Annotated in this window: 18 protein-coding genes, 1 tRNA gene and 1 riboswitch; of the genes, 5 read left to right on the forward strand and 14 right to left on the reverse strand. The window is 73.0% G+C overall.

Annotated elements, in window-relative coordinates; translation table 11 throughout:
* Window positions 1-25 precede the first annotated feature (25 nt).
* The 4 genes from AMK13_RS26530 to AMK13_RS26545 form a co-directional block, all read right to left on the reverse strand.
* Window positions 26-763, reverse strand: coding sequence for a cobalt-precorrin-6A reductase (locus AMK13_RS26530; RefSeq protein ID WP_074004353.1), 738 nt, complete (start codon window positions 761-763; stop codon window positions 26-28).
* The gene (cobM, locus tag AMK13_RS26535) at window positions 763-1,524 is read right to left on the reverse strand and encodes a precorrin-4 C(11)-methyltransferase (protein ID WP_074004354.1); all 762 of its coding nucleotides are present in this window, start codon (window positions 1,522-1,524) and stop codon (window positions 763-765) included. Before cobM ends, AMK13_RS26530 begins: the two co-directional genes overlap by 1 nt.
* Window positions 1,521-2,822, reverse strand: coding sequence for a precorrin-6y C5,15-methyltransferase (decarboxylating) subunit CbiE (gene cbiE / locus AMK13_RS26540; protein WP_241853034.1), 1,302 nt, complete (start codon window positions 2,820-2,822; stop codon window positions 1,521-1,523). The genes cobM and cbiE overlap by 4 nt, the downstream gene beginning before the upstream one ends.
* Before the next feature lie 61 nt (window positions 2,823-2,883).
* Window positions 2,884-3,327 (reverse strand): gamma-glutamylcyclotransferase family protein, encoded by a 444-nt coding sequence (locus tag AMK13_RS26545; protein WP_079272471.1) that lies wholly within the window; start codon window positions 3,325-3,327, stop codon window positions 2,884-2,886.
* A gap of 132 nt (window positions 3,328-3,459) precedes the next feature.
* Between AMK13_RS26545 and AMK13_RS26550 the strand changes: the two genes are divergently transcribed.
* The gene (locus AMK13_RS26550; RefSeq protein WP_074004355.1) at window positions 3,460-4,632 is read left to right on the forward strand and encodes an EamA family transporter; all 1,173 of its coding nucleotides are present in this window, start codon (window positions 3,460-3,462) and stop codon (window positions 4,630-4,632) included.
* 87 nt (window positions 4,633-4,719) lie between these two features.
* On the opposite strand, the gene AMK13_RS26555 is transcribed toward AMK13_RS26550, so the two are convergent.
* From AMK13_RS26555 to AMK13_RS26575, 5 genes are all read right to left on the reverse strand, one after another.
* A complete protein-coding gene (locus AMK13_RS26555) occupies window positions 4,720-5,283 on the reverse strand; it encodes an EF-hand domain-containing protein (RefSeq protein ID WP_049649817.1) in 564 nt (187 codons plus the stop codon).
* A gap of 136 nt (window positions 5,284-5,419) precedes the next feature.
* Entirely contained in the window at window positions 5,420-7,135 is a 1,716-nt protein-coding gene (locus tag AMK13_RS26560) for a dipeptide ABC transporter ATP-binding protein (protein WP_107418850.1), read from the reverse strand.
* 14 nt (window positions 7,136-7,149) lie between these two features.
* On the reverse strand, window positions 7,150-8,142 hold the full coding sequence (locus AMK13_RS26565) for an ABC transporter permease (protein WP_049649815.1): 993 nt from the start codon (window positions 8,140-8,142) through the stop codon (window positions 7,150-7,152).
* A 141-nt stretch (window positions 8,143-8,283) separates the two neighbouring features.
* On the reverse strand, window positions 8,284-10,041 hold the full coding sequence (locus tag AMK13_RS26570) for an ABC transporter substrate-binding protein (RefSeq protein WP_074004357.1): 1,758 nt from the start codon (window positions 10,039-10,041) through the stop codon (window positions 8,284-8,286).
* A 115-nt stretch (window positions 10,042-10,156) separates the two neighbouring features.
* Window positions 10,157-11,137, reverse strand: a complete 981-nt coding sequence (locus tag AMK13_RS26575; RefSeq protein WP_074004358.1) for an ABC transporter permease — start codon at window positions 11,135-11,137, stop codon at window positions 10,157-10,159.
* Between the two features lie 304 nt (window positions 11,138-11,441).
* Window positions 11,442-11,538: riboswitch (ZMP/ZTP riboswitch) on the forward strand.
* A 19-nt stretch (window positions 11,539-11,557) separates the two neighbouring features.
* On the opposite strand from AMK13_RS26575, the gene AMK13_RS26580 reads away from it, so the two are divergent.
* Complete coding sequence (locus AMK13_RS26580) at window positions 11,558-13,015, forward strand: glycine hydroxymethyltransferase (protein ID WP_074004359.1); 1,458 nt, start codon at window positions 11,558-11,560, stop codon at window positions 13,013-13,015.
* 132 nt (window positions 13,016-13,147) lie between these two features.
* Here AMK13_RS26580 and AMK13_RS26585 read toward each other — a convergent pair whose 3' ends face one another.
* The 4 genes from AMK13_RS26585 to AMK13_RS26600 all read right to left on the reverse strand — a co-directional run bounded on the left by AMK13_RS26585 (window position 13,148) and on the right by AMK13_RS26600 (window position 17,557).
* Window positions 13,148-14,575 carry an aldehyde dehydrogenase family protein gene (locus AMK13_RS26585; protein WP_074004360.1) on the reverse strand — a complete coding sequence of 476 codons (1,428 nt, stop codon included), beginning with the start codon at window positions 14,573-14,575 and terminating at the stop codon, window positions 13,148-13,150.
* A 107-nt stretch (window positions 14,576-14,682) separates the two neighbouring features.
* Window positions 14,683-15,147: a DUF6624 domain-containing protein gene (locus AMK13_RS26590; protein ID WP_074004455.1), complete on the reverse strand. Its 465-nt coding sequence runs from the start codon at window positions 15,145-15,147 to the stop codon at window positions 14,683-14,685.
* A 371-nt stretch (window positions 15,148-15,518) separates the two neighbouring features.
* On the reverse strand, window positions 15,519-17,156 hold the full coding sequence (locus AMK13_RS26595) for an APC family permease (RefSeq protein ID WP_074004361.1): 1,638 nt from the start codon (window positions 17,154-17,156) through the stop codon (window positions 15,519-15,521).
* A 316-nt stretch (window positions 17,157-17,472) separates the two neighbouring features.
* A tRNA-Leu gene (locus AMK13_RS26600) sits at window positions 17,473-17,557 on the reverse strand.
* A 393-nt stretch (window positions 17,558-17,950) separates the two neighbouring features.
* On the opposite strand from AMK13_RS26600, the gene AMK13_RS26605 reads away from it, so the two are divergent.
* Window positions 17,951-18,469, forward strand: a complete 519-nt coding sequence (locus tag AMK13_RS26605) for an ATP-binding protein (RefSeq protein WP_380718104.1) — start codon at window positions 17,951-17,953, stop codon at window positions 18,467-18,469.
* An 84-nt stretch (window positions 18,470-18,553) separates the two neighbouring features.
* Here AMK13_RS26605 and idi read toward each other — a convergent pair whose 3' ends face one another.
* Window positions 18,554-19,207 (reverse strand): isopentenyl-diphosphate Delta-isomerase, encoded by a 654-nt coding sequence (idi, locus tag AMK13_RS26610; protein ID WP_079272473.1) that lies wholly within the window; start codon window positions 19,205-19,207, stop codon window positions 18,554-18,556.
* Between the two features lie 589 nt (window positions 19,208-19,796).
* On the opposite strand from idi, the gene AMK13_RS26615 reads away from it, so the two are divergent.
* Together AMK13_RS26615 and AMK13_RS26620 are read left to right on the forward strand one after the other, a co-directional pair.
* Window positions 19,797-20,552, forward strand: a complete 756-nt coding sequence (locus tag AMK13_RS26615) for a phosphocholine cytidylyltransferase family protein (RefSeq protein WP_049649809.1) — start codon at window positions 19,797-19,799, stop codon at window positions 20,550-20,552.
* A complete protein-coding gene (locus AMK13_RS26620; protein ID WP_049649808.1) occupies window positions 20,540-21,601 on the forward strand; it encodes an iron-containing alcohol dehydrogenase family protein in 1,062 nt (353 codons plus the stop codon). Before AMK13_RS26615 ends, AMK13_RS26620 begins: the two co-directional genes overlap by 13 nt.
* The last annotated feature ends 20 nt before the right edge of the window (window positions 21,602-21,621 follow it).

The raw sequence follows: 21,621 nt of genomic DNA on the forward strand, positions 1-21,621 counted from the left end.
GGCCCGCCGCCCAATTTCCCCGCTCCTAGCCCAGGTGCTCAAGCCAGCGCAGTGCGCCCGGGACGTCGGGTGCGACGGGGACGCCTTCGGGTACGGGCGGGCGTTCCACGATGATGACGGGCAGGCCCAGTCCGCGGGCGGCGGTCAGTTTGGGGGCGGTCGCGGCGCCGCCGCTGTCCTTGGTGACCAGGACGTCGATGTCGTGCCTGCGCAGCAGCGCCTCCTCGCCCTCGATCGTGAACGGGCCGCGGTCCAGCAGGACTTCGAACGAGGGCGGCAGCGGGGGCTCGGGCGGGTCCACCGAGCGGGCGAGGAAGTGGACGCCGTCGAGGTGGGCGAAGGCGGCGACGCCCTGCCGGCCGATGGTGAGGAAGACCCGTTCCCCGCGCCGGGGCAGCAGTTCGGCGGCTGCGGCGAGCGAGGGGGCGGGGAGCCAGTGGTCCCCGTCGACGCGGGTGAAGCCGGGGCGGCGCAGCACCAGCAGGGGGACGCCGGTGGCGGCGGCCGCGAGGGCGGCGTTGTGCGAGATGCCGGCGGCGAACGGGTGGGTGGCGTCCACCACCGCGTCCACGCGTTCCGTGCGCAGCCAGTCGGCCAGGCCCTCCGGTCCGCCGAAGCCGCCGATCCGCACCTCCCCGGCGGGCAGCCGGGGTCGGGCGACCCGGCCGGCCAGCGAGCTGGTGACCCGGAGGGCGGTGGGGGCGAGTTCGGCGGCCAGCGTCCGCCCCTCGGTGGTCCCGCCGAGGACCAGGACGTGTCGCATCACGCCCCGCAGGGCTCGTGCGGGCGCTCGCGGTCCGCCGAGTAGAGGTGGCTGTCGCGGAACTGCTCGGCGGCCAGGGTGCGGCCGACGATGATGACGGCGGTGCGGACCACGCCCGCGGCCTTGACCTGCTCGGCGATGTCGCCGACGGTGCCGCGCAGCACCAGCTCGTCGGGGCGGCTGGCCATCGCGACGACGGCGACCGGGCAGTCGGCGCCGTAGTGCGGGAGCAGCTGCTCGACCACGTCGTCCACGTACCCGGCGGCCAGGTGCAGCACCAGCAGGGCGCCGCTGCGGCCGAGGGTGGCGAGGTCCTCGCCCTCGGGCATCGGGGTGGCGCGCTTGGCGATCCGGGTGAGGATGACGGTCTGGCCGACGGTCGGGACGGTCAGCTCCCGCTTCAGCGCGGCCGCGGCGGCGGCGAAGGCGGGCACGCCGGGGACCACCTCGTAGGGCACGCCGGCCGCGTCCAGGCGGCGCATCTGCTCGGCGACGGCGGAGAAGACGGACGGGTCGCCGGAGTGCAGCCGGGCCACGTCCTGGCCGGCCTCGTGCGCGGCGACCAGCTCGGCGGTGATCTGGTCCAGGTTGAGCTGCGCGGTGTCGATCAGCCGGGCGCCGGGCGGGCACTCGTCCAGCAGTTCGCGCGGGACGAGGCTGCCCGCGTACAGGCAGACCTCGGCGCGGGCCAGGATGCGCTGGCCGCGCAGGGTGATCAGGTCGGCGGCGCCCGGGCCGGCTCCGATGAAGTGGACGGTCACGAGGCGTTCTCCTGAAGGGGGTTGTCGGACGTGCGGGCTTCGGCGGCGCGGGCTTCGGTGGTGCGGGCCTCGGCGGCACGGGCGTCGGGCTTGACGGCGGACCACTGGGTGACCGGCATGGCCTGCCGCCAGCCGGTGAAGCCGCCCACGGGGACGGCGTGGGCGACGGCGAGTTTGACGAGCTCCCCGCCGTGGCGCCGGTACCACTCGGTGAGCAGCGCCTCGGACTCCAGCGTCACGGTGTTGGCGACGATCCGGCCGCCGGGGCGCAGCGCGGCCCAGCAACTCTCCAGCAGGCCGGGCGCGGTGAGGCCGCCGCCGATGAACACGGCGTCGGGGGCGGGGAGTCCGGCGAGCGCGGCGGGGGCGGGTCCGGTCGCCACCCGGAGTCGGGGCACGCCGAGTGCGGCGGCGTTGCGGGTGATCCGCTCGGCCCTCACCGGGTCGCGTTCGACGCTGACGGCCCGGCAGTCGCGGTGGGCGCGCAGCCACTCGATGGCGATCGAGCCGGAGCCGCCGCCGACGTCCCAGAGCAGTTCTCCGGGGGAGGGGGCGAGCGTGGCGAGGGTCGCGGCGCGGACGTGGCGCTTGGTGAGCTGGCCGTCGCTCTCGTACGCGGTGTCGGGCAGACCGGGGACGAGGGAGGTGCGGGGGCCGTCGCCGAGGTCGACGGCGATGACGTTCAGCGGGTCGCCGGGCGGGTGCGGCCAGCCGTCGGCGGGGCCGTCCAGGTGGCGTTCGGCCGGGGCGCCGAGCTGTTCGAGGACCCGCAGGCGGGCGGTGCCGTAGCCGCGGGCGGTGAGCAGTTCGGCGACGGCGGCCGGGGTGGCGGAGTCGGCGCCGAGCACCAGCAGGCGGCGGCCGGGGTGGAGGGCGAGGGAGAGGGTGTCCAGCGGTCGGCCGACCAGGCTGACGACCTCGGTGGCCTCCAGCGGCCAGCCGAGCCGGGCGCAGGCGTAGGAGACGGAGGAGGGGTGCGGCAGGACGCGCAGGCGCTCGGCGCCGACGGTCTCGGCGAGGGTGCGGCCGATGCCGTAGAACATCGGGTCGCCGCTGGCCAGGACGGCGGTGCGGCGGCCGGCGTGGGCGGCGAGCAGCCCGGGGACGGCGGGGCGCAGCGGGGACGGCCAGGGGACGCGCTCGGCGGCGACCTCGTCGCGGGGGAGCAGGTCCAGCTGGCGGGGGCCGCCGACGACGACCTCGGCCTCCCGCAGCACGGCCCGGGAGCCGACGGCGAGGCCGGGCCAGCCGTCGGCCCCGATCCCGACGACGGTGATCGGGGGTGGCAGCTCGGGCACCGGGTGGCTCCTCGTCGTTCGAATGGGCCAATGAGTGGGAAATCTGACTGGCCGGGGCAGCCTACCTGGCGGTCTGTCCCCCACCCGCTCCCCAGTCCCCCGACTCGATCAGTGCCGGCCGCTCCCGCAAGCGCGCCTCGGCCCTCGGCCCGGCGAGGTAGACCCAGGCCGCCCGCGGCTCGCCCGTCGCGGTCCGCACCGTCATCCGCCGCCGGACGTACAGCCCGGTCCCGTCGGCCCGGCACTCCTCCAGCCGGTCCAGGGCCTCCAGGGCTCCGGCGTACGCGCCAGGGCGTACGGTGACGAGCTCACCCACGATCCGACGTCCGGGCGCCGGGTCCGGCACCGCGTACGGGAAGCCGGGGCCCTCGTGCAGTGCGGCGCCCTCCAGTACGGCCGGGCGGACGTCGGCGCAGCGCCCGGCCAGGTGGACGGCATGATTGCGGCCGCCGCTGCGCAGGGTGCCGTACACGAAGAACGGCAGGGCCTCCTCGGATGCGGACACGGGTTCGACCTCCTCGCTGGGGAGCGTTCACGGTACGTCCCGCGGTCCGATTCCTGATACCGACTGGCGCACCGGGCCGTCCATGCGCTGTCATGTCGGATGTTCGGCCAGTACCGTCCAAGGGGGACACACATGACACCGCCCGCTTCACCCTCCCAACCGGCCGCGACCCCCGGCTCAGCCCCCGACACCCCCGCCACCACCAAGGCCGGAGCCGAAGCCAAGACCGAAGCCAAGACCGAAGCCAAGACCGAAGCCAAGACCGAAGCCAAGACCGAAGCCAGGACCGATACCGGGGCCAAGGCCGGGGCGAGCCCCGTCCCCCGCCTCGGCGGCGCGGTCTGGCTGGCCCTCCTCGTGGTCTACATCGTCTGGGGATCGACCTACCTGGCGATCCGGGTCGCGGTCGAGACGATGCCCTCCTTCCTCTCCGCCAGCGCCCGCTTCCTCACCGCCGGCCTGCTGCTGGCCGGCTACCTCCTGGTGCGCCAGGGCCCGGCCGGTCTGAAGGTGACCCGGCGCCAGCTGGCCTCCTCCGTCCTGGTCGGGCTGCTGCTGCTGACCGGCGGCAACGGACTGGTGGTCCTGGGCGAGACCTCCGTCCCCTCCGGCCTGGCGGCCCTGCTGGTGGCCGCGGTCCCGCTGTGGATGGTGGTGCTGACGGCGTTCGGAGGCGATCGCCCGAAGCCCGCCGAGCTGGCCGGGGTGCTGCTCGGACTGGTCGGCCTCGGAGTCCTGTCTGCCCCCGCGATCGGCGGGTCGATCGAGCCGGGCGGCGTGATCCTGATCATCGGCGCCACCCTGCTCTGGGCGACCGGCTCCTTCGTGAGCAAGAAGATCCCGATGCCCGGCAACGTGCTCGCCGCGAGCGCCTACCAGATGCTGGCCGGCGGCCTCGGCGACCTGCTGGTCGGAGTGGGCCGCGGCGAGCAGCACGGGGTGGACCTCGGGGCGGTCTCCGGCCGGTCCTGGCTGGCCCTCGCCTACCTGGTGGTGTTCGGTTCGCTGCTCGCCTTCACCGCGTACGCCTGGCTGCTGCGCTCCGCCCCGCTGACCCTGGTGGCCACGTACGCGTACGTGAACCCGGTGGTCGCGGTGCTGCTGGGCTGGCTGATCCTGGCCGAGCCGCTGACCGGCCCGACCCTCGCGGGCGGCGCGATCGTGGTGGCGGGCGTCTGCCTGGTGGTGAGCGTCAGCCGGCGTCCGGGCCGCTCATCGAGCGCCGGGAGCCGAGCCCGTCCAGCGGAAACGGCCGATCCGGTCGATCCGTCCCGGTCGGTGAAGGGGCCGTCCGCCCGTAGCTGAGCACGACGTCCGCACGCCCGAAGACGTCCTCGGTGGTCCGCCCCCGCGCTTCCGGCTCGCGGGGGCGGACCACCGAGGACGTACGGCTCAGAAGGCGTACGGAGGTTTGCCCGTCCACCAGTTGCCGGGCGCGTCCGGGTCGCGGCTGGTCCAGAACTCGACGATCGCGTTGGTGAACTCGGCCGCGGAGAGCACGCCGTCGCCGTCGGTGTCGAGGTGGCGGAAGGCCTCGTCGGCGTCGTCGCGGGACAGGCCGGCGAAGTGGCCGCGCTGGAAGACGAAGAACTCGCCGGCGTCCACCGTCCCGCTGCGGTCGGCGTCGGCGACGGAGAGGAAGGCCCCGGCGAGCGCGCCGAGGATCTCCTGGGCGGCCTCCGGGTCGTCGGCGAGCGAGCCGGTCGAGGCGACGAACTGCTGCCGGGTGATCGCCTCGGTGCCGGCGGGCAGCCGGGCGAGGTGCAGGTCGTGCCAGGTCGTCAGGTAGGCCCGGACTATCACGGCCTCCGCCTCGGAGCCCTCCTGGTGGCCGAGCGAGCGGGCCACCGAGAGGCCCATCAGGACGTGGTCCCGCTCGGTGAGCAGCCCGTCGCCGTCGGCGTCGAGGTGATCGAAGCCGTGATTGATCTTTGCGATGAGCAGGTCGTCCGACAAAAGTGCCCCCTCGATTGGTGATTCCTTGCCCGGGTCTCCTACGTCACATCGCCTGCACGCTAGCGCCTCGAACCGGACCGGCGCAGCCGAACGACCTGCTGCTTCACCCGCCGGGCCTCGATGATCATCGGTCACCTCAGTGCACCGCGGCCAGCAGTTCCCTCGTGTACTCGGTGTGCGGCGCCGCGAACAACTGGTCCCGGTCGGTGGACTCGACCAGCCGTCCCCGGTGCATCACCGCCACCCGGTCGCAGAAGTGCCGGACCACCGCGAGGTCGTGGGAGACGAACAGGAAGGCGACACCGAGCCGTTCGCGCAGCTCCATCAGCAGGTTGAGCACCTGGGCCTGCACCGACACGTCGAGCGCGGAGACCGGCTCGTCGGCGATGATCAGGCGCGGCTGCGGGGCCAGCGCGCGGGCGATGCCGATCCGCTGGCGCTGCCCGCCGGAGAACTCGTGCGGGTAGCGGTCCAGGTGCCGGGCCTCCAGGCCGACCTGCTCCAGCAACTCGGCGGAGCGCTCCCGCCGTTCGGCCTGGTCCAGCGGGGTGTGCAGGCGCAGCGGGGTGTCCAGGGTCTGGGCGACGGTCCGGCGCGGGTTGAGCGAGGCGTACGGGTCCTGGAAGACCAGCTGGATCTCCCGGCTGAGCCGCTTCCGCAGCTCCCGGTCCGGTCGGGTGACGTCCTGGCCGTCGTACAGCACCCTGCCGCCGGTGGGGCGTTGCAGTCCGGCCAGGACCCGTGAGGTGGTGGACTTGCCGGAGCCGGACTCGCCGACCAGCCCGAGCGTCTCGCCGGGCGCGATCCGCAGGCCGACGCCCTCGACCGCCCGGACCGGTTCGGCCCGCAGGCCGGGGAAGCGCCGGCGCCCGGGGAAGCGCACGGACAGGTCGTCCACCTCGACCAGCCACCGCTCGGGGCGCTCGACGGTCCGCGGCCGGAACGTCCGCGACGGGGCCGGCTCGTCGACCGTCGGCAGGGCGGTGCCCGGCACCGAGTCCAGCCGGAGCGCCGCGCCCACCAGCGCCCGGGTGTACGGCTCGCGCGGTGCGGCCAGCAGTTCGGCGGTCGGCGCGGACTCGACCTCGACCCCGCCGCGCAGCACCAGCGTGCGGTCCGTCGTCCCGGCGACCACGCCCAGGTCGTGGCTGACCAGCAGCACCGCCGTCCCGTGCTCGCGCTGCAACTCGCCGAGCAGGTCGAGGACCTGCCGCTGGACGCGGGCGTCCAGGGCGGTGGTCGGCTCGTCCGCGATGAGCAGCCGGGGGTCGTTCATCAGCGCCATCGCGATCATCACGCGCTGGCGCATGCCGCCGGAGAACTGGTGCGGGTAGTCGCGCGTCCGGGCCGTCGGGATGCCGACCCGGTCGAGCATCTCGGCCGCCCGCCGGCCCGCCTCGGCCCGGCCCGTGCCGGGGTGGTGCAGCCGGTACATCTCGGCGAGCTGGGCGCCCACGCCGTGGAAGGGGCTGAGCGAGGTGAGCGCGTCCTGGAAGACCAGCGCCGCCTTTCCGCCCCGCACCCCGCGCAGCGCGGACTCCTCGGTGCCGACGACCTCCTGCCCGTCGAGCCGGATCGAGCCGGTGACGGTGGTGGTGCGCGGGTCGTGCAGGCCGAGGACGGCGAGCCCGACGGTCGACTTGCCGGAGCCGGACTCGCCGACCAGGCCCAGGACTTCACCCGGGGCGAGGTCGAAGGAGAGGCCCTGGACGGCGGTCACCGGCGCACCGCCGCGCGGGTCGGCGAAGGAGACGGTCAGATCGCGGACGCTCAGCACCGGCTCGACGGTCTCCGCCGCCGTGCTCTCCACCTCTGCGGTCCGCACGCCGGCCCCCGGAACAGTGGAATTCATCGAAGGGCTCCCCATCAGTTCAGCCGGACACGCGGGTCGAGCCAGGCGACCGCGAGGTCGGCCAGCGCGACGAACAGCACCATGAAGCAGGCGGCCAGCAGCACCGCGCCGACCACGGCGGGCAGGTCCTGCCCGGCGACGGCCTCGGCGGCGAACCGCCCGACCCCGTTCAGCCCGAACACCGTCTCGGTGATCACGGCTCCGCCGAGCAGCACCCCGGCCTCCAGCCCGATCAGCTGCACCAGCGGTCCGGCGGCGCCGCGCGAGGTGTACTTGAGGTGGGCGCGCAGCCGTCCCAGGCCCTTGCCGCGGGCCGTGCGGACGTACTCCTCGTTCATCGTCTCCAGCAGCTGCGAGCGCGAAAGCCGGGCGAACACCGCGGAGTTGACGAAGCCGAGGACGAACCAGGGGAGCAGCATCCCGCCCGCCCAGGCGGCCAGGTCGTCGGCCGGCGGGGTGTAGGAGGGCAGCGGCAGCAGCCCGGTGGAGTAGACCAGCAGCCACTGCGCGACGTACCCGAGGAAGTAGATCTGCAGGCTGGCGCCGACCAGGGTGAAGCCGGACAGCAGCCGGTCGGTCCGCCGCCCGTGCCGCAGCGCGGAGACGAACCCGGTGCCGAGGCCGAACACCAGCAGGACGGCGAGCGCCCCGGCGGTCAGCGAGAGGGTGACCGGCAGGTGGTCGGCGAGGGCCTCGCTGACCGGCTGGTGCAGCCGGTAGGAGTAGCCGAGGCAGGGGGCGTCGCAGTGGATGGTCGAGCCGTCCACGTCGCCGATGTCCCGCCCGGCGACGACCCCGGCCAGGTAGTCGGTGTACTGGGTGAGCAGCGGCTGGTCCAGGCCCATGCTCTGGCGCACCGCCGCGACCTGCCCGCTGTCGCAGCGCGGGCCGCAGGCGGCGCGGGCCGGGTCGGCGGGCGCGGCGTAGAAGAGGGCGAAGGCGGCGGCGGAGACCGCGACCAGGACCGCGAGGGCCTGGGCGGTCCGCCGCAGGACGAAGGAGAGCATGGCCGATCCGGGGTCGACGTGACGGGGGAGGCGTGCAAAACGGAGACGGAACCGGAGGCGGAACCGGAACCGGAACCGGAGGCGGAACCGGGGCCCGCCCCCGCCACCGCGCACGGGCGGCGGGAGCGGGCCCCGGTCGGCTCAGGACTTCAGGTACAGCCAGGCCAGCGAGACGGTCCCGTAGATCGGGTGGATGAACGCCCCGCCGACGTTGCTGCCGCGCAGCTGGTTGACCGTCGGGTAGGCGAACGGCAGCACCGGCACGTCCTTCATCACGGTCTGCTCCAGCGCGTACAGCTCCTTGGCCTTGGCGCGCGGCTCGCCGATCTGGTTGATCCGGTCGATCTCCTTGTCGACCTCCGGGTTGCGGTAGAGCGCGGAGTTGATGTCGCTGCCGGCCCGGCCGTCGAAGGAGAACGGGATCAGGGTGGACGGGGTCGGCCAGTCGACCGAGCTGGTCTCCTCGAACAGGTCGTACGGGGCGCCGTCGCGGTGCACCTCGTCGAGGAAGGCCTTGGGGTCGATCGGCTTGGGCACGACGGTGATGCCCGCCTTGCCGAAGCCCTCGACCAGCACCTGGGCGACGCGCTGCCCGGTCGGGGTGTTCCGGTACGCGTAGGTCAGGCTGCCGGGCGCCTGCTTGGCCTTGGCGAGCTGGGCCTTGGCGGCCTCCGGGTCGCCCTCGGGCTTGACCGGGTAGAGGTCGTACTTCTGCCAGTCGATCAGCGCGGGCGAGCTGAGCGTGGTGGCCAGTTCGCCGGTCCGGGCGCCGCCCTGGACCTGGCGGGCCTGCTGGCGCGGGTAGGCCAGGTGCAGCGCCTTGCGGACCTCGACGTCCGACACCCGCTGGTTGTTGATCATCAGCTGGGTGACGAAGGCGCCCTGCCGGCCGGAGACCACCAGCTCCTTGGCCTTCGGGTCGGTGTCGGTGGTCTGGTACAGCTCGGCGGAGAGGGTGTCGGCCGCGGTGGTGGCGTTGGCGCCGCCGTCCCGCCCGGAGAGGATCTCCTGGTTGAGGTTGAGCGCCTCCTTGCCGTACGTGAAGACGAACTTCTCCGGGTACTGGCTGCGGATCGGGTCCGTCTCGGGCTTCCAGGCCGGGTTGCGCTCCAGCACCATGCGGGTGTTCTGGACGTGCTCGACGATCTTGTACGGGCCGGTCGCGAACGGCAGGCGGTCGTAGTCCGTCCCGGTGTCCTTGTCCCGGCGCACCGGGGAGGAGGAGGACTGCGCGGCCATGTACGGGACGTCGGCCTGCGGCTGGGGGAAGTGGAAGACGAGGGTGCGCTCGTCCGGCGTCTCGATCGCGTCGAGGTCGCCGGCCTGCGGGCCCGCGTACTTGGCGCGCGCCGCCTCGTAGCTGGCCTCGCCCGTGAGCCACTGCGGCCAGTACGGCGGGCCGACCTCGTAGCCCTTGCCGAAGGTGCGCTCGATGCCGTACTTGACGTCCTGGGCGGTGATCGGCTGCCCGTCCTCCCAGGCGACGCCCTGCTTGAGCTTGTACGTCCAGGTGCGCCCGCCGTCGGCCGGGGTGCCGGTGTCGGTGGCCAGGTCGCCGACCAGCTTGGCCTTGCCGTCCACGACCTGGTACTGGGTCAGCTGGCGGCCCCAGAGCAGCGAGGCGTTGTAGGTGGCGCCCGCGTAGACCTTCTGCGGGTCGAGGTGGCGGAACTCGACGCTGTTGTACACGTTCACGGTGCCGCCCGCACGGGCGCCCGGGACGGCCGGGGCGGGGCCGGCGCTCTCCTGCTCGCTGCCGAGCACGGCGGTCAGCGGGGAGGTCTCCTTGGCGGAGGCCCCGGCGCCGCCGGAGCCGGTGGTGCTGCCCGCGCCGGCCGAGCAGGAGGTCGCCAGCAGGGCGGTGGCGATGACGGCGAGGGACGGTCTGGTCCAGCGCATGGCGAATCTCTCCTTGCCCCGGCGGTCGTGCCGGGACGGGCTCGGGTGATGGTGGGGAGGGGTGAAGGGTCTTGGGAGCGGCGAGAAGAAACGGCTTCGGAAGGGCCGAGGGGCTTCAGCGGGCAGTGCCGGCGCGCGGGTCCAGCGCGTCCCGGACGGCGTCGCCGAGCAGGTTGAAGGCGATGACGAACAGCAGCAGCGCCACACCGGGGAACACCATGTAGGTGGGGTCGGCCTGGAAGACCTCGGAGCCGCGCGCGATCATCCGCCCCCAGTCCGGGACCGGCTCGGTGACGCCGACGCCGAGGAAGGACAGCGCGGCCTCGGAGGCGACGAAGGTCGGCACCGCCATGGTGGCGTGCACCAGCAGCTGCGAGCGCACATTCGGCAGGAGTTCGTGGACGACGACATGGAATCGGCTCGCGCCCTGGGCCCGCGCGGAGTGCACGAAATCCCTTTCCCGGAGCGAGCGGACGGTGGCCCGCAGGGAAAGCGCGAGCGGAATCCAGCCGAACGCCGAGAAAACCAGGATCAGCACCAGGAACTGCATCCACTCCGGTTCCGCGGTGCCCGGGTCGACCAGCCGGGACTGGATCACCGGGCTGAGCGCGAGCAGTAGGAGCAGCGTGGGAAAGGCCAGCAACACATTGGCGAGGAATCCGAACAACCGGTCGGTGATCCCGCCGAGGTAGCCGACCGCGACGCCGACCAGCACGCCCAGCGTGGTGGTCACCACGGCGGCCGCGAAGGCGATCAGCAGCGAGGTGCGGATGCCGTACAGCAGCTGGGTGAACACGTCCCGGCCGAGGCCGGGCTCCAGGCCGAACCAGAAGTCCCCGGAGATGCCGCCGTTCGGCAGCATCGGCAGGCCGCTGTCGCTGAGCAGGCCCGGAGCGTTCTGGCCGTAGTGGTCGACCGGGTTCTTCCCGTACAGCGCGGCGACCAGCGGAGCGCCGAGGGCGAGCAGCAGGAACAGCACCACCACCGCCAGGGCGGAGGCGCCGACCCGGTCCCGCAGGATCCGGCGGAGCGGGCCGGGGTCGGCGGCGGGCGCGGGCCCGGCCGCGGTGCCTGGGACGGTGTCGACCACTGCCATGAGGCGTAACCCCCGAATTCTCCGCCGCCCCATGGGTGAGGGTGCGCTGGTGTGTATTTCCGGTACGGCCTCCGGGGGTTTCCCGGCGGCTGTTCGAGCGCCATTTGATCGGATGCGTCCGAGGTTCCGCAAATCACCTTTGGCGGACGTTCGGGTCATTCCTTTCGAACTGTTTCGGGAAATGTGGCGGCTTCATTTCGCTGAAACACTCGCGTTGCAAAAGAACGGACATACCATGCTGAAACGGACTGCCCGTTCCGCATTCTGAGACCTCCGCCACAGTCCCTCCGGTGTTGGTACGATCCCGGTGGGCCGCAACTGGCGCGTAGGGATGGAATCAACCATCGGGAAGCGGCCCCGTGAATCCTCACGTGAACTTGCCGAGCGCCTGGGCCCCCGCATCCCCACCAGGAGACCGCCATGGCCCAGCAGCCCCACACCGCCGCCTCCGCCGCGGCCGACACCGCCTTCCGCAGCGCCCTCGACGTGGTCGCCGGCGTCGAACCGCGGATCGCCGCCGCGATCGGACAGGAGCTGGCGGACCAGCGCGGCTCGCTCAAGCTCATCGCCAGCGAGAACTACGCCTCCCCGGCCGTCCTGCTTACGATGGGCAACTGGCTCAGCGACAAGTACGCCGAGGGCACCGTCGGCCGCCGCTTCTACGCGGGCTGCCGCAACGTCGACACCGTCGAGGGCATCGCCGCCGAGCACGCCCGCGAGCTGTTCGGCGCCGACCACGCCTACGTCCAGCCGCACTCCGGCATCGACGCCAACCTCACCGCCTTCTGGGCCGTCCTCTCCCAGCGGGTCGAGAGCCCGGCGCTGGAGCGCGCCGCGGTGCGCAACGTCAACGACCTCACCGAGGAGGACTGGGCGCGGCTGCGCCAGGAGCTCGGCAACCAGCGGATGCTCGGCATGTCCCTGGACACCGGCGGCCACCTCACCCACGGCTTCCGGCCCAACATCTCGGGCAAGATGTTCGAGCAGCGCAGCTACGGCACCGACCCGGCCACCGGCCTGATCGACTACGACGCGCTGCGCGAGACCGCCCGCGAGTTCCGCCCGCTGATCATCGTGGCCGGCTACTCCGCCTACCCGCGGCTGGTGGACTTCCGCCGGATGCGCGAGATCGCGGACGAGGTCGGCGCGACCCTCATGGTCGACATGGCGCACTTCGCCGGCCTGGTCGCGGGCAAGGTGCTGACCGGCGACCACGACCCGGTCCCGCACGCCCACATCGTCACCACGACCACCCACAAGTCCCTGCGCGGCCCGCGCGGCGGCATGGTGCTGTGCCAGTCCGAACTGGCCGAGCACGTCGACCGCGGCTGCCCGCTGGTGCTCGGGGGCCCGCTCTCCCACGTGATGGCCGCCAAGGCGGTCGCCCTCGCCGAGGCCAGCCGCCCCGAGTTCCAGGCCTACGCCCGCGCCGTCGTCGCCAATGCCCAGGCACTGGCCGAGGGCCTGCTGCGCCGCGGCGGGAAGCTGGTCACCGGCGGCACCGACAACCACCTGGTCCTCGCCGACGTCTCCGGCTACGGCCTGACCGGCCGCCAGGCGGAGGCGGCGCTGCTCGACTCGGGCATCGTCACCAACCGCAACTCCGTCCCGCAGGACCCGAACGGCGCCTGGTACACCTCGGGCGTCCGCCTCGGCACCCCGGCCCTCACCACCCGCGGCCTCGGCACCGCCGAGATGGACGAGATCGCCGACCTGATCCACACCGTCCTGCGCGCCACCGCCCCCGCCACCACGGCCAAGGGCTCCCCGTCCAAGGCCGCGTACACCCTGGACGCCGCCCTCCGCGACGCCACCGCCAAGCGCGCCGCCGACCTGCTCGCCCCGTACCCGCTCTACCCGGGCGTCGACCTGGTCTGACGGCGAACGGCGAACAGATGACAGATTTCGAAATCTGTCATCTGTCATCTGTTCGCTGAAAGTTGTCAGCCGTCAGCCGTCAGCCGTCAGCCGTCAGCCGTCCGTCGGCCCCCGCCCCGTGCACCGGGTCCGCTAGTACTGCAGGGACTTGTACTGCAGGAACTCCTCCAGCCCGTGCCGGCCCAGCTCACGGCCGAGGCCGGAGCTCTTGTAGCCGCCGAAGGGCGCGAGCGGGTTGAAGCGGCCGCCGTTGAGGTCCACCTGGCCGGTGTCGAGGCGGCGGGCGAAGGCGGCGGCGGTGTCGGTGTCGCGGGCCCAGACGCCGCCGGCCAGACCGTACGGGGTGCCGTTGGCGAGTTCGGCGGCGTGGTCCTCGTCGCGGTAGCGGAGGATCGCCAGGACCGGGCCGAAGACCTCCTCCTGGGCCACCGTCATCTCCGGGGTCACGTCGGCGAGCACGGTCGGGCGGACGTAGTAGCCGGTGGCGGGTTCGGTGACCGGCTCGGAGCCGCCGACGACCAGCCGGGCGCCCTCGGCCAGCGCGCCGTCGATGTAGCCGCGCACCTGGGCCAGCTGCCTGGCGTTGACCAGCGGGCCGATCCGGGTCTGCGGGTCGGTCGGGTCGCCCGGCCGGTACCGGGCGGCGACCTCCTCGGCCCGGGCGACCGCCTCCTCGTACTGGTCCTCGTGCACCAGCAGGCGGGTCAGCGCGTTGCAGGTCTGGCCCGAGTTGGCGAAGACGTTGGCGACGTTCGCCTTGACCGCCCGGGCCAGGTCGGCGCCGGGCAGCACCACGTTGGCCGACTTGCCGCCCAGCTCCAGGGAGACCCGCTTCAGCCCCCGGCCGGCCGTCTCGGCGACCTGCCGGCCGACGGCGGTGGAACCGGTGAACGAGACCAGGTCCACGTCCCGGTGCCCGACGAGCGCCGCGCCCGCCACCGCCCCGGTGCCGGTCACCAGGTTGAAGACGCCCGCCGGGAACCCGGCCGCGTGCACCAGCCGGGCGAACAGCCGGGCCACCAGCGGGGTGTCCTCGGCCGGCTTGAGGACCACCGGGCAGCCGGCCGCCAGGGCCGGGACGGTCTTGGCGACGATCTGGTGCAGCGGGTAGTTCCACGGCGTGATCGCCGCGACCACCCCGGCCGGCTCGGCGTGCACCACCGAGTTGCCGATCCGCTCCTCGAAGGGGTGCTCGGCGAGCAGGGTCAGGTAGGAGGTCGCCACGGCGAGCGGCAGCCCGGCGTGCACGGCGCCGGCGAAGCCGACCGGAGAGCCCAGCTCGGCGACGACCGTCTCGGTGATCTCGTTCTGCGCGGCGGCGATCCCGTCCCGCAGCCGGGTCAGCAGCGCCAGCCGCTCCTCGGGGGTGGTCGTGCCCCAGGCGCGGGCCGCCCGGCGGGCCGCCGTCACCGCCGTGTCGACGTCGGTCGTGCCGCCGGCCGGCACGGTGGCCAGCACCTGTTCGGTCGCCGGGTTCAGTACGGTGATCGACCCGGCGTCCCCGGAGGGCCGCCACTCGCCGTCGATGTACTGGTCGCTGTACTCCGCGTACTGCCGCACCGATCGTCCTCTCGTCCGCCCTTCAACTAGCAGCGCTAGCCGAAGGTCAGTCAATGCGGCCCGGGCGGCCGCGCGCAAGAGTCAATCCCGACCGGCGGACCTGACGGTTACTTCGGAGCGAACCGCGCGGTGTACTCGTCGAACGGCTCGATGCCCACCTCCGCGCGCCGCTCGTCCAGCCGCTCCGGCTCCTCGCACGGCCACGGCACCGGGCGGCCGTCCGCCACCGCGCCGATCTGCGTCCCGTAGCGCTGCTCCCGGCCCTCGTTGACCGCCAGCCGGTCCTGGAGGAAGGCCAGGTCGCGGGCCCCCGCCTCACCCCGGGCGACGGCCTCGCCCATCAGTGCCGCCGCCCGCCGCTGGACGTCGAGCTGCCGGTCCGCGTGCTGCGCCACCAGCCACGCCGCCCGGGCGGCCTCGGGGCCGACGGCGCGCTCGGTCGGCCAGCCGTGCGCCGCCATGATCTCCGCGAGCCGGTCCCCGTGCCGGGCGGTCAGCCGCCGCCAGGCCGCCTGCTCGGCCAGGTCGGGGCTGTTCGCCAGCCGGGCGGCCGCGCCGTCCTCGGCCATCATCCCGACCAGCTCCCGCGCGAGGGCCGGATCCTGACCGTACCGCTGTGCTTCCGTCACGTCGACGACGCTCCCTGTAGCCGGGCCCTCCTGCCGAGGACCGCCCGCCACCACGCTAGGCGCGGAGAACGCGACGAAGATCATCCCCGAAGACGGTGACCCGGGGGTGCCGCCCACGGCAGAATGGATGCACACCGGGAACGAGGCGCACCGCGCACGCGGGAACGAAGCGCACCGCGCAGACGGGAACGAGGCGCACCGCGCACGCGCCAACGGAGCGCTCCACGCACACGGCGACGGAACGCACACTCCCGCGAGAGACGCCGAAGGGCCGGTCGGAGGAATCCGACCGGCCCTTCACCGTGTGACGAGGATCAGACCCGGGACGGCTCCGCCGCCTCGGCGCCCTCGGCCTCCAGCATCTCCTCGCGGACCGCGGCCAGCGAGGGGTTGGCCCAGGCGCTGGCGACGCCCCAGTAGTAGAACGCCAGCCCGATCGCGGCGACGATCAGCAGGTCCCAGCCCTCCGGCAGGTAGCCGTGCCCGCCGAAGTCGGCGCTGCCCGCCCAGGAGACGCCGGCCATCACGAACAGGTACGCGACCATCCAGGCGCCCGCCTTCAGGTGCGGCTTCAGCACGGCGAACGGCTTGCGCAGCTCGTACCAGGCCCAGATCGGCAGGCCGGCGGCCATCAGCAGGATGACCTTGCCGGTGAGCGGCCAGCGGGCCCAGTAGAGCACCAGCGAGCCGAAGATCATCGCGATCGGGGCGATCACCGGCATGGCGCGCAGCCGGACCGGCCGCGGCAGCTCGGGGGCCAGGCGGCGCAGCGCCATCACGGCGACCGGGCCGGTGATGTACGAGATCACGGTGGCCACCGAGACGATCTCGGCCAGCGAGCCCCAGCCGCGGAAGACCGCGAGGAACATGAACGCGACCACCAGGTTGAGCACCAGCGCCGGGCGCGGGATGCCGGTCTTGGCGTCGACCCTGCCGAAGATCTTCGGCAGGTGGCCGTTCTCCTGCACGCCGTGGATCATGCGCGAGGTGGTGGCGGCGTAGATCATGCCGGTGCCGGAGGGGGAGATGAAGGCGTCCGCGTAGAGCGTGATCGCGAGCCAGTTGAGGCCCCAGGCGATGGCCAGGTCGGCCAGCGGCGAGGTGTAGGAGAGGTTGCTCCAGCCGTTCGCCAGGTCGCCGCCCGGGATGGCGCCGAGGAAGGCGATCTGGAGCGCGACGTAGATCACCAGGGCGATCAGGATCGAGCCGATGACGGCCTTCGGCAGCGACTTGCCGGGGTTCTTGGCCTCGCCGGCCAGGTTCAGCGGGGACTGGAAGCCGTTGAAGGCCCAGACGATGCCGGAGACCGCGACGGCGGTGAACACCGAGCTCCAGCCGTTCGGCGCGAAGCCGCCGTGGTCGGTGAAGTGCGCCGAGTCGAAGTGCGCGAAGAGCAGCGCACCGGCGGTCACCGTCGGGACGACGACCTTGAAGACGGTGATCGCGGTGTTGGTCTTGGCGAACAGCGTGATCGCGAACCAGTTGAGGGCGAAGTAGACGAGCAGCAGCACGCTGGCCAGCGCCACGCCGCTGAGGGTCAGCTCCTTGCCGTCGTACAACCCTTGCGCCCAGCCGAAGTGCCAGGAGCTCATGTACTGCACGGAGGCGGTGGCCTCACCCGGGATGACCGAGACGATGGCGATCCAGTTGGCCCAGGCCGCCAGGTAGCCGGCCAGCGAGCCGTGCGAGTACTGGCCGTACCGGACCATGCCGCCGGCCTTGGGGAACATCGAGCCCAGCTCGCTGTAGGTGAGCGCGATGGTCAGCGCCACCGCGGCACCGATCACCCAGGCGAGGATCGAGGCGGGTCCGGCGAGCTTGGCGGCCCGCTCGGCACCGAACAGCCACCCGGAGCCGATGATCGACCCCAGCCCGACCGCGGTCAGGCTGATCGTTCCGAGCGATCGGCGGTAGTTCTGGTGTGATGCCGTCGACGATTCGGGCTCACTCAACGTATCGGTCCTCTCGCTCGTGGTTCATCGGGTGGTGTCGGTGTTTTTGCGATTTTGCGTCGGTATTTCGGACAAACGGAGAGCAGCCTAAGGTCCAAAAAGGGGCGAAAACCTCAGAGGAAGCTCAAACCATCCGATTGTTGCCATCTCGTGTCCGGCGTCCGGGCCGATGCGGACCGGCGAGGAGACGGACGCCACAGCGCCAGGGAGGGCGGTGGCCAGGGACGGCGACCGGGGCCGGCCCAGGGGAAAGGGGCGGCCCGAAAAACGAAATTCCCCGTGGAAGCCTTTCGGCCTCCACGGGGAATTTCGGCTGTGTCCGAGGGGGGACTTGAACCCCCACGCCCGATAAAGGGCACTAGCACCTCAAGCTAGCGCGTCTGCCATTCCGCCACCCGGACTGGGTGTGTGCTTCGGGGGCTTTTTCCTCGCCCCCTCGGCGACAGAGAGAACATTACCAGGGTTCTGGAGTGCTTCTCACCTGCGCTTCCTCGGGGCCGCGCCGGCCGACATCCTGGTCGGGCCGCTCCGGGGTCGCGGGGCCGCGGCGCACCGCCCGCACAGGTTGGTACGGCCTGTGAACGCGCTCGAATCCGGCCCGAACCGGTGGGGTCCGCGAAGGAACCGGTCGACTCCCGCACCGCCCGCGGTCGGTTGCGGCCGGAAGCGGTCCGACACGGGCAACTTGTCGACGGTGCCGCACCCGCCGCGACGGCTCTCCTAGCCTCTGTGGACCGAGGGCGCCATGAAGCGGATCGCCTGATTCCCGGGTCGCGGACGAAGGGCGGCTGGACGTGGAGCAGATCAGCGGAGCGGCGAAGGCCGAACCGAGACGCGGCAGGCCGGGGGAGGGCCCGGTCGGGGCCACGGCCTCCGCGGGCCCCACCGAGGGCGTGTGGCGCTTCCCGGTGCCCGCCACCGAGGCCTCGGTGCCGCTCACCCGGCACGCGGTGCGCGACCGCCTGCTGGCCCAGGGCATGACCGGGGTGCGCTACCAGGAGCTGGTGGACGACCTGTTGCTGATCGTCTCGGAGCTGGTGAGCAACGCGGTGACGCACGCCGCCGAGCTGTCGCCCGAGGTGGTCACCGAGCTGTCGCTGCGCCGGGCCTGGGTGCGGGTATCGGTCGAGGACGGGGACCCGTACCGGCCGAAGGCGCTGGAGAACGACACCGGACGCACCGGCGGGCGCGGCCTGCTGCTGGTGAAGAGCGTCACCCTGCAGGCCGGCGGGGTGTGCGACGTCGAAGACACGGGGGAGGGCGGCAAGGTCATCTGGGCCTCGCTGCCCGTTCCCCCGGGGCCCGACCACTGACCGGCCGGGCCGGACGCCGGACCGACGGCCGACACCTCCGGACCGCCGGTCGGGACGGCCGGACCACCGGCCGGGGCGGGCGGACTACCAGTCCCGCCCGGCGATCTCCCGGATGCCCGGCAGCGCGGCCTCGAAGACCGTCTCGAACCAGACCGAGAACGGCCGCTCCGCCCGCAGCTCGCGCAGCTCCTGCGCGGTCACGAAGGCGAAGTCGTCCACCTCCTCCGGGGCGGGCTCGACCGGCGCGGTGACCAGTCCCACGAACAGGTGGTTCCACTCCCGCTCGATCAGCCCGGACGCCTCGTCCGGCAGGTCGTAGCGGACGGTGCCCGCCTCGCACAGCAGCGCCGGTGCGACACCCAGCTCCTCGGCGGTGCGCCGGGCGGCGGCGACGAACGGCGGCTCGTCCGGGTACGGGTGGCCGCAGCAGGTGTTCGACCAGACGCCGGGGGAGTGGTACTTGCCGAGGGCCCGGCGCTGGAGCAGCAGCCGGCCCTGGCGGTCGAACAGGAAGACCGAGAAGGCCCGGTGCAGCCGGCCCGGCTGCTGGTGGGCCCAGAGCTTCTCGCCGGTGCCGATCGTGACGCCCGCGTCGTCGACCAGTTCCAGCAGGATCTCGGTTCCGACGGGGGCGGACCCGGTGGCCCGGGGGTCGACCGTCACATCGGTCTCCACGTCGAGACCGGTGTCGATCTCGGCCGCGAAGTGCGTGGGATCGGTCGGAAGACTCTGGGGCATGGGGCCTCTTTCGGGAGCGGGAGCAACGGGAGCATCGGGTGTCTCCGACACACCGGGCGGAGTGCGGCGGACACAGCGGGGGCACCGGCGCCGGCGTCGGCATCCAGTCTGCCGTATGGGTGGCGGTCGGCAGGGGTCCCACGCACAACCGGGCGGATCATGACCCGGAGGAGTCGGAAACCGTCCAGAGAAGGGTCCGGGATGCCCTCGTAAGAGTCACAGAATTCGCAGAACCGTTCGGCGTGCGTTCGGAGCCCGTTCGACCGGCCCGGCGCCTCCTCACGGCCTCCCCGCACTGTCCCGCAGGCGGCGCCCGGGCGGATCCGGTGCGGCCCCCGGGCGGCCCGACGGCCGTTCGACGGGCCCTCCGCGGCCGCCCGTCCGCCGCCCCGCCGCCGCCCCCGGGCAGGGCGGGCGCGTTCTGGCCGGTCGCCCCGGTCGCCTACCATCACATACGACACGGTGCCCGGATCTGTGCCGGCACCGGCGCGCCGCCGCCCGGCCCGGTCGAACACCGGACCGGGGGCCCCGGTGGCGCCGCCGCCCCCGGCACGGCCCCGCGCACAGCACGACGGATCAGGAGACCCGCATGATCGGCCTCGTTCTGGCAGCCGGCGCCGGCCGCCGGCTGCGCCCGTACACCGACACCCTGCCCAAGGCGCTGGTGCCGGTCGACGGGGAACGGACCGTCCTGGACCTCACGCTCGGCAACTTCGCCGAGGTCGGTCTGCGCGATGCCGCGATCGTCGTCGGCTACCGCAAGGAGGCGGTGTACGACCGCAAGGACGCCCTGGAGAGCAAGTACGGCGTCAAGCTCCACCTCGTCGAGAACGACAAGGCCGAGGAGTGGAACAACGCCTACTCGCTCTGGTGCGCCCGCGACCTGTTCGCCGAGGGCCTGCTGCTCGCCAACGGCGACACCGTCCACCCGGCCTCCGTCCAGCGCACCATGCTGGAGGGCAACCGGCGCCTGACCGACGCCGGCGCCGCCCCCGGCATCCTGCTCGCCCTCGACACGGTGAAGAAGCTCGCCGACGAGGAGATGAAGGTCGTCGTCGACCCGGCCACCGGCATGCGCCGGATCACCAAGCTGATGGAGCCGGCCGAGGCGAGCGGCGAGTACATCGGCCTCACGGTGATCAACCCGTCCGCCGCCGCCGACCTGACCGACGCGCTGCGCGCCACCTACGAGCGCGACCCGCAGCTGTACTACGAGGACGGCTACCAGGAGATGGTGAACCGCGGCCTGCGGATCGACGTCCAGCCGATCGGCGAGGTCTCCTGGGTCGAGGTCGACAACCACGACGACCTGGCGAAGGCGCGGGAGATCGCGTGCCGGTACTGACCCGACTGGTCCCGTCGCCGCTGTTCGTCGAGATCCGCCCGGGCGCGCTGGACGCGCTCGGCGGCATCCTCGCGGACCAGCGGCTGTCGGCCTCGGGCCGGATCGCGGTCGCGATCAGCAACGGCTCCGGCTCGGCCATGCGCCGCCGCCTGGAGCCGGCCCTGCCCGGCGCCGACTGGTACAACGTGGACGACGGCAGCCTGGACAGCGCGGTGCGGCTGGCCGAGGCGATGCGCGGCGGCCACTACGACGCGATGGTCGGCCTCGGTGGCGGCAAGATCATCGACGCCGCCAAGTACGCCGCGGCCCGGGTCGGCCTGCCGCTGGTCGCGGTCGCCACCAACCTGGCCCACGACGGCATCTGCTCGCCGGTCTCCACTCTGGACAACGACGCCGGCCGCGGCTCCTACGGGGTGCCCAGCCCGATCGGCATCGTGGTCGACCTGGACGTCATCCGACAGGCCCCGCAGCGCTTCGTGGCGGCCGGTGTGGGCGACGTCGTCTCCAACATCTCCGCGTGCGCGGACTGGGAGCTGTCGCACGCGGTGACCGGCGAGCCGGTGGACGGTCTGGCCGTGGCGATGGCCCGCTCGGCGGGCGAGAACCTGCTGCGGCACCCGGGGAGCACCCAGGACCAGGACCTCCTGACGGCGCTCGCCGAGGCCCTGGTACTGTCCGGCATCGCGATGAACATCGCGGGCAGCACCCGGCCCTCGTCGGGTGCCTGCCACGAGATCTCGCATGCCCTGGACGTGCTGTATCCCAAGCGGTCCGCCCAGCACGGCGAGCAGGTCGGCCTCGGCGCCGCCTTCGCCAGCTTCCTGCGGGGCGAGCGCGAGCTGACCGGTCTGATCGTGGAGCGCCTGGCGAGCCACGGACTGCCGGTGACCGCGGCTCAGATCGGCTTCACCGAGGCGGAGTTCACCGAAGCGGTGCACTACGCTCCGAACACCCGACCGGGGCGCTTCACCATCCTCGAACACCTCGACCTCTCCCCTTCCGCAATCAGGGACGCGTACGCCGACTATGTCCAAGCCGTCAACAGCTGACCCCTCCACCGCGGGCGCCG

Origin of the sequence: Streptomyces sp. CB02056 (assembly GCF_001905545.1) — a bacterium.
In the GTDB taxonomy this organism is placed as follows: domain Bacteria; phylum Actinomycetota; class Actinomycetes; order Streptomycetales; family Streptomycetaceae; genus Kitasatospora.

Bases quoted from the DNA above. Each gene is read 5' to 3' on its own strand.
- AMK13_RS26550 (WP_074004355.1), top strand. From the start codon at position 3,460: ATGACACCGCCCGCTTCACCCTCCCAACCGGCCGCGACCCCCGGCTCA.
- AMK13_RS26580 (WP_074004359.1), top strand. From the start codon at position 11,558: ATGGCCCAGCAGCCCCACACCGCCGCCTCCGCCGCGGCCGACACCGCC.
- AMK13_RS26615 (WP_049649809.1), top strand. From the start codon at position 19,797: ATGATCGGCCTCGTTCTGGCAGCCGGCGCCGGCCGCCGGCTGCGCCCG.
- AMK13_RS26575 (WP_074004358.1), bottom strand. From the start codon at position 11,137: ATGGCAGTGGTCGACACCGTCCCAGGCACCGCGGCCGGGCCCGCGCCC.
- AMK13_RS26530 (WP_074004353.1), bottom strand. From the start codon at position 763: ATGCGACACGTCCTGGTCCTCGGCGGGACCACCGAGGGGCGGACGCTG.
- AMK13_RS26590 (WP_074004455.1), bottom strand. From the start codon at position 15,147: ATGATGGCCGAGGACGGCGCGGCCGCCCGGCTGGCGAACAGCCCCGAC.
- AMK13_RS26565 (WP_049649815.1), bottom strand. From the start codon at position 8,142: ATGCTCTCCTTCGTCCTGCGGCGGACCGCCCAGGCCCTCGCGGTCCTG.
- idi (WP_079272473.1), bottom strand. From the start codon at position 19,207: ATGCCCCAGAGTCTTCCGACCGATCCCACGCACTTCGCGGCCGAGATC.
- AMK13_RS26560 (WP_107418850.1), bottom strand. From the start codon at position 7,135: ATGAATTCCACTGTTCCGGGGGCCGGCGTGCGGACCGCAGAGGTGGAG.
- AMK13_RS26570 (WP_074004357.1), bottom strand. From the start codon at position 10,041: ATGCGCTGGACCAGACCGTCCCTCGCCGTCATCGCCACCGCCCTGCTG.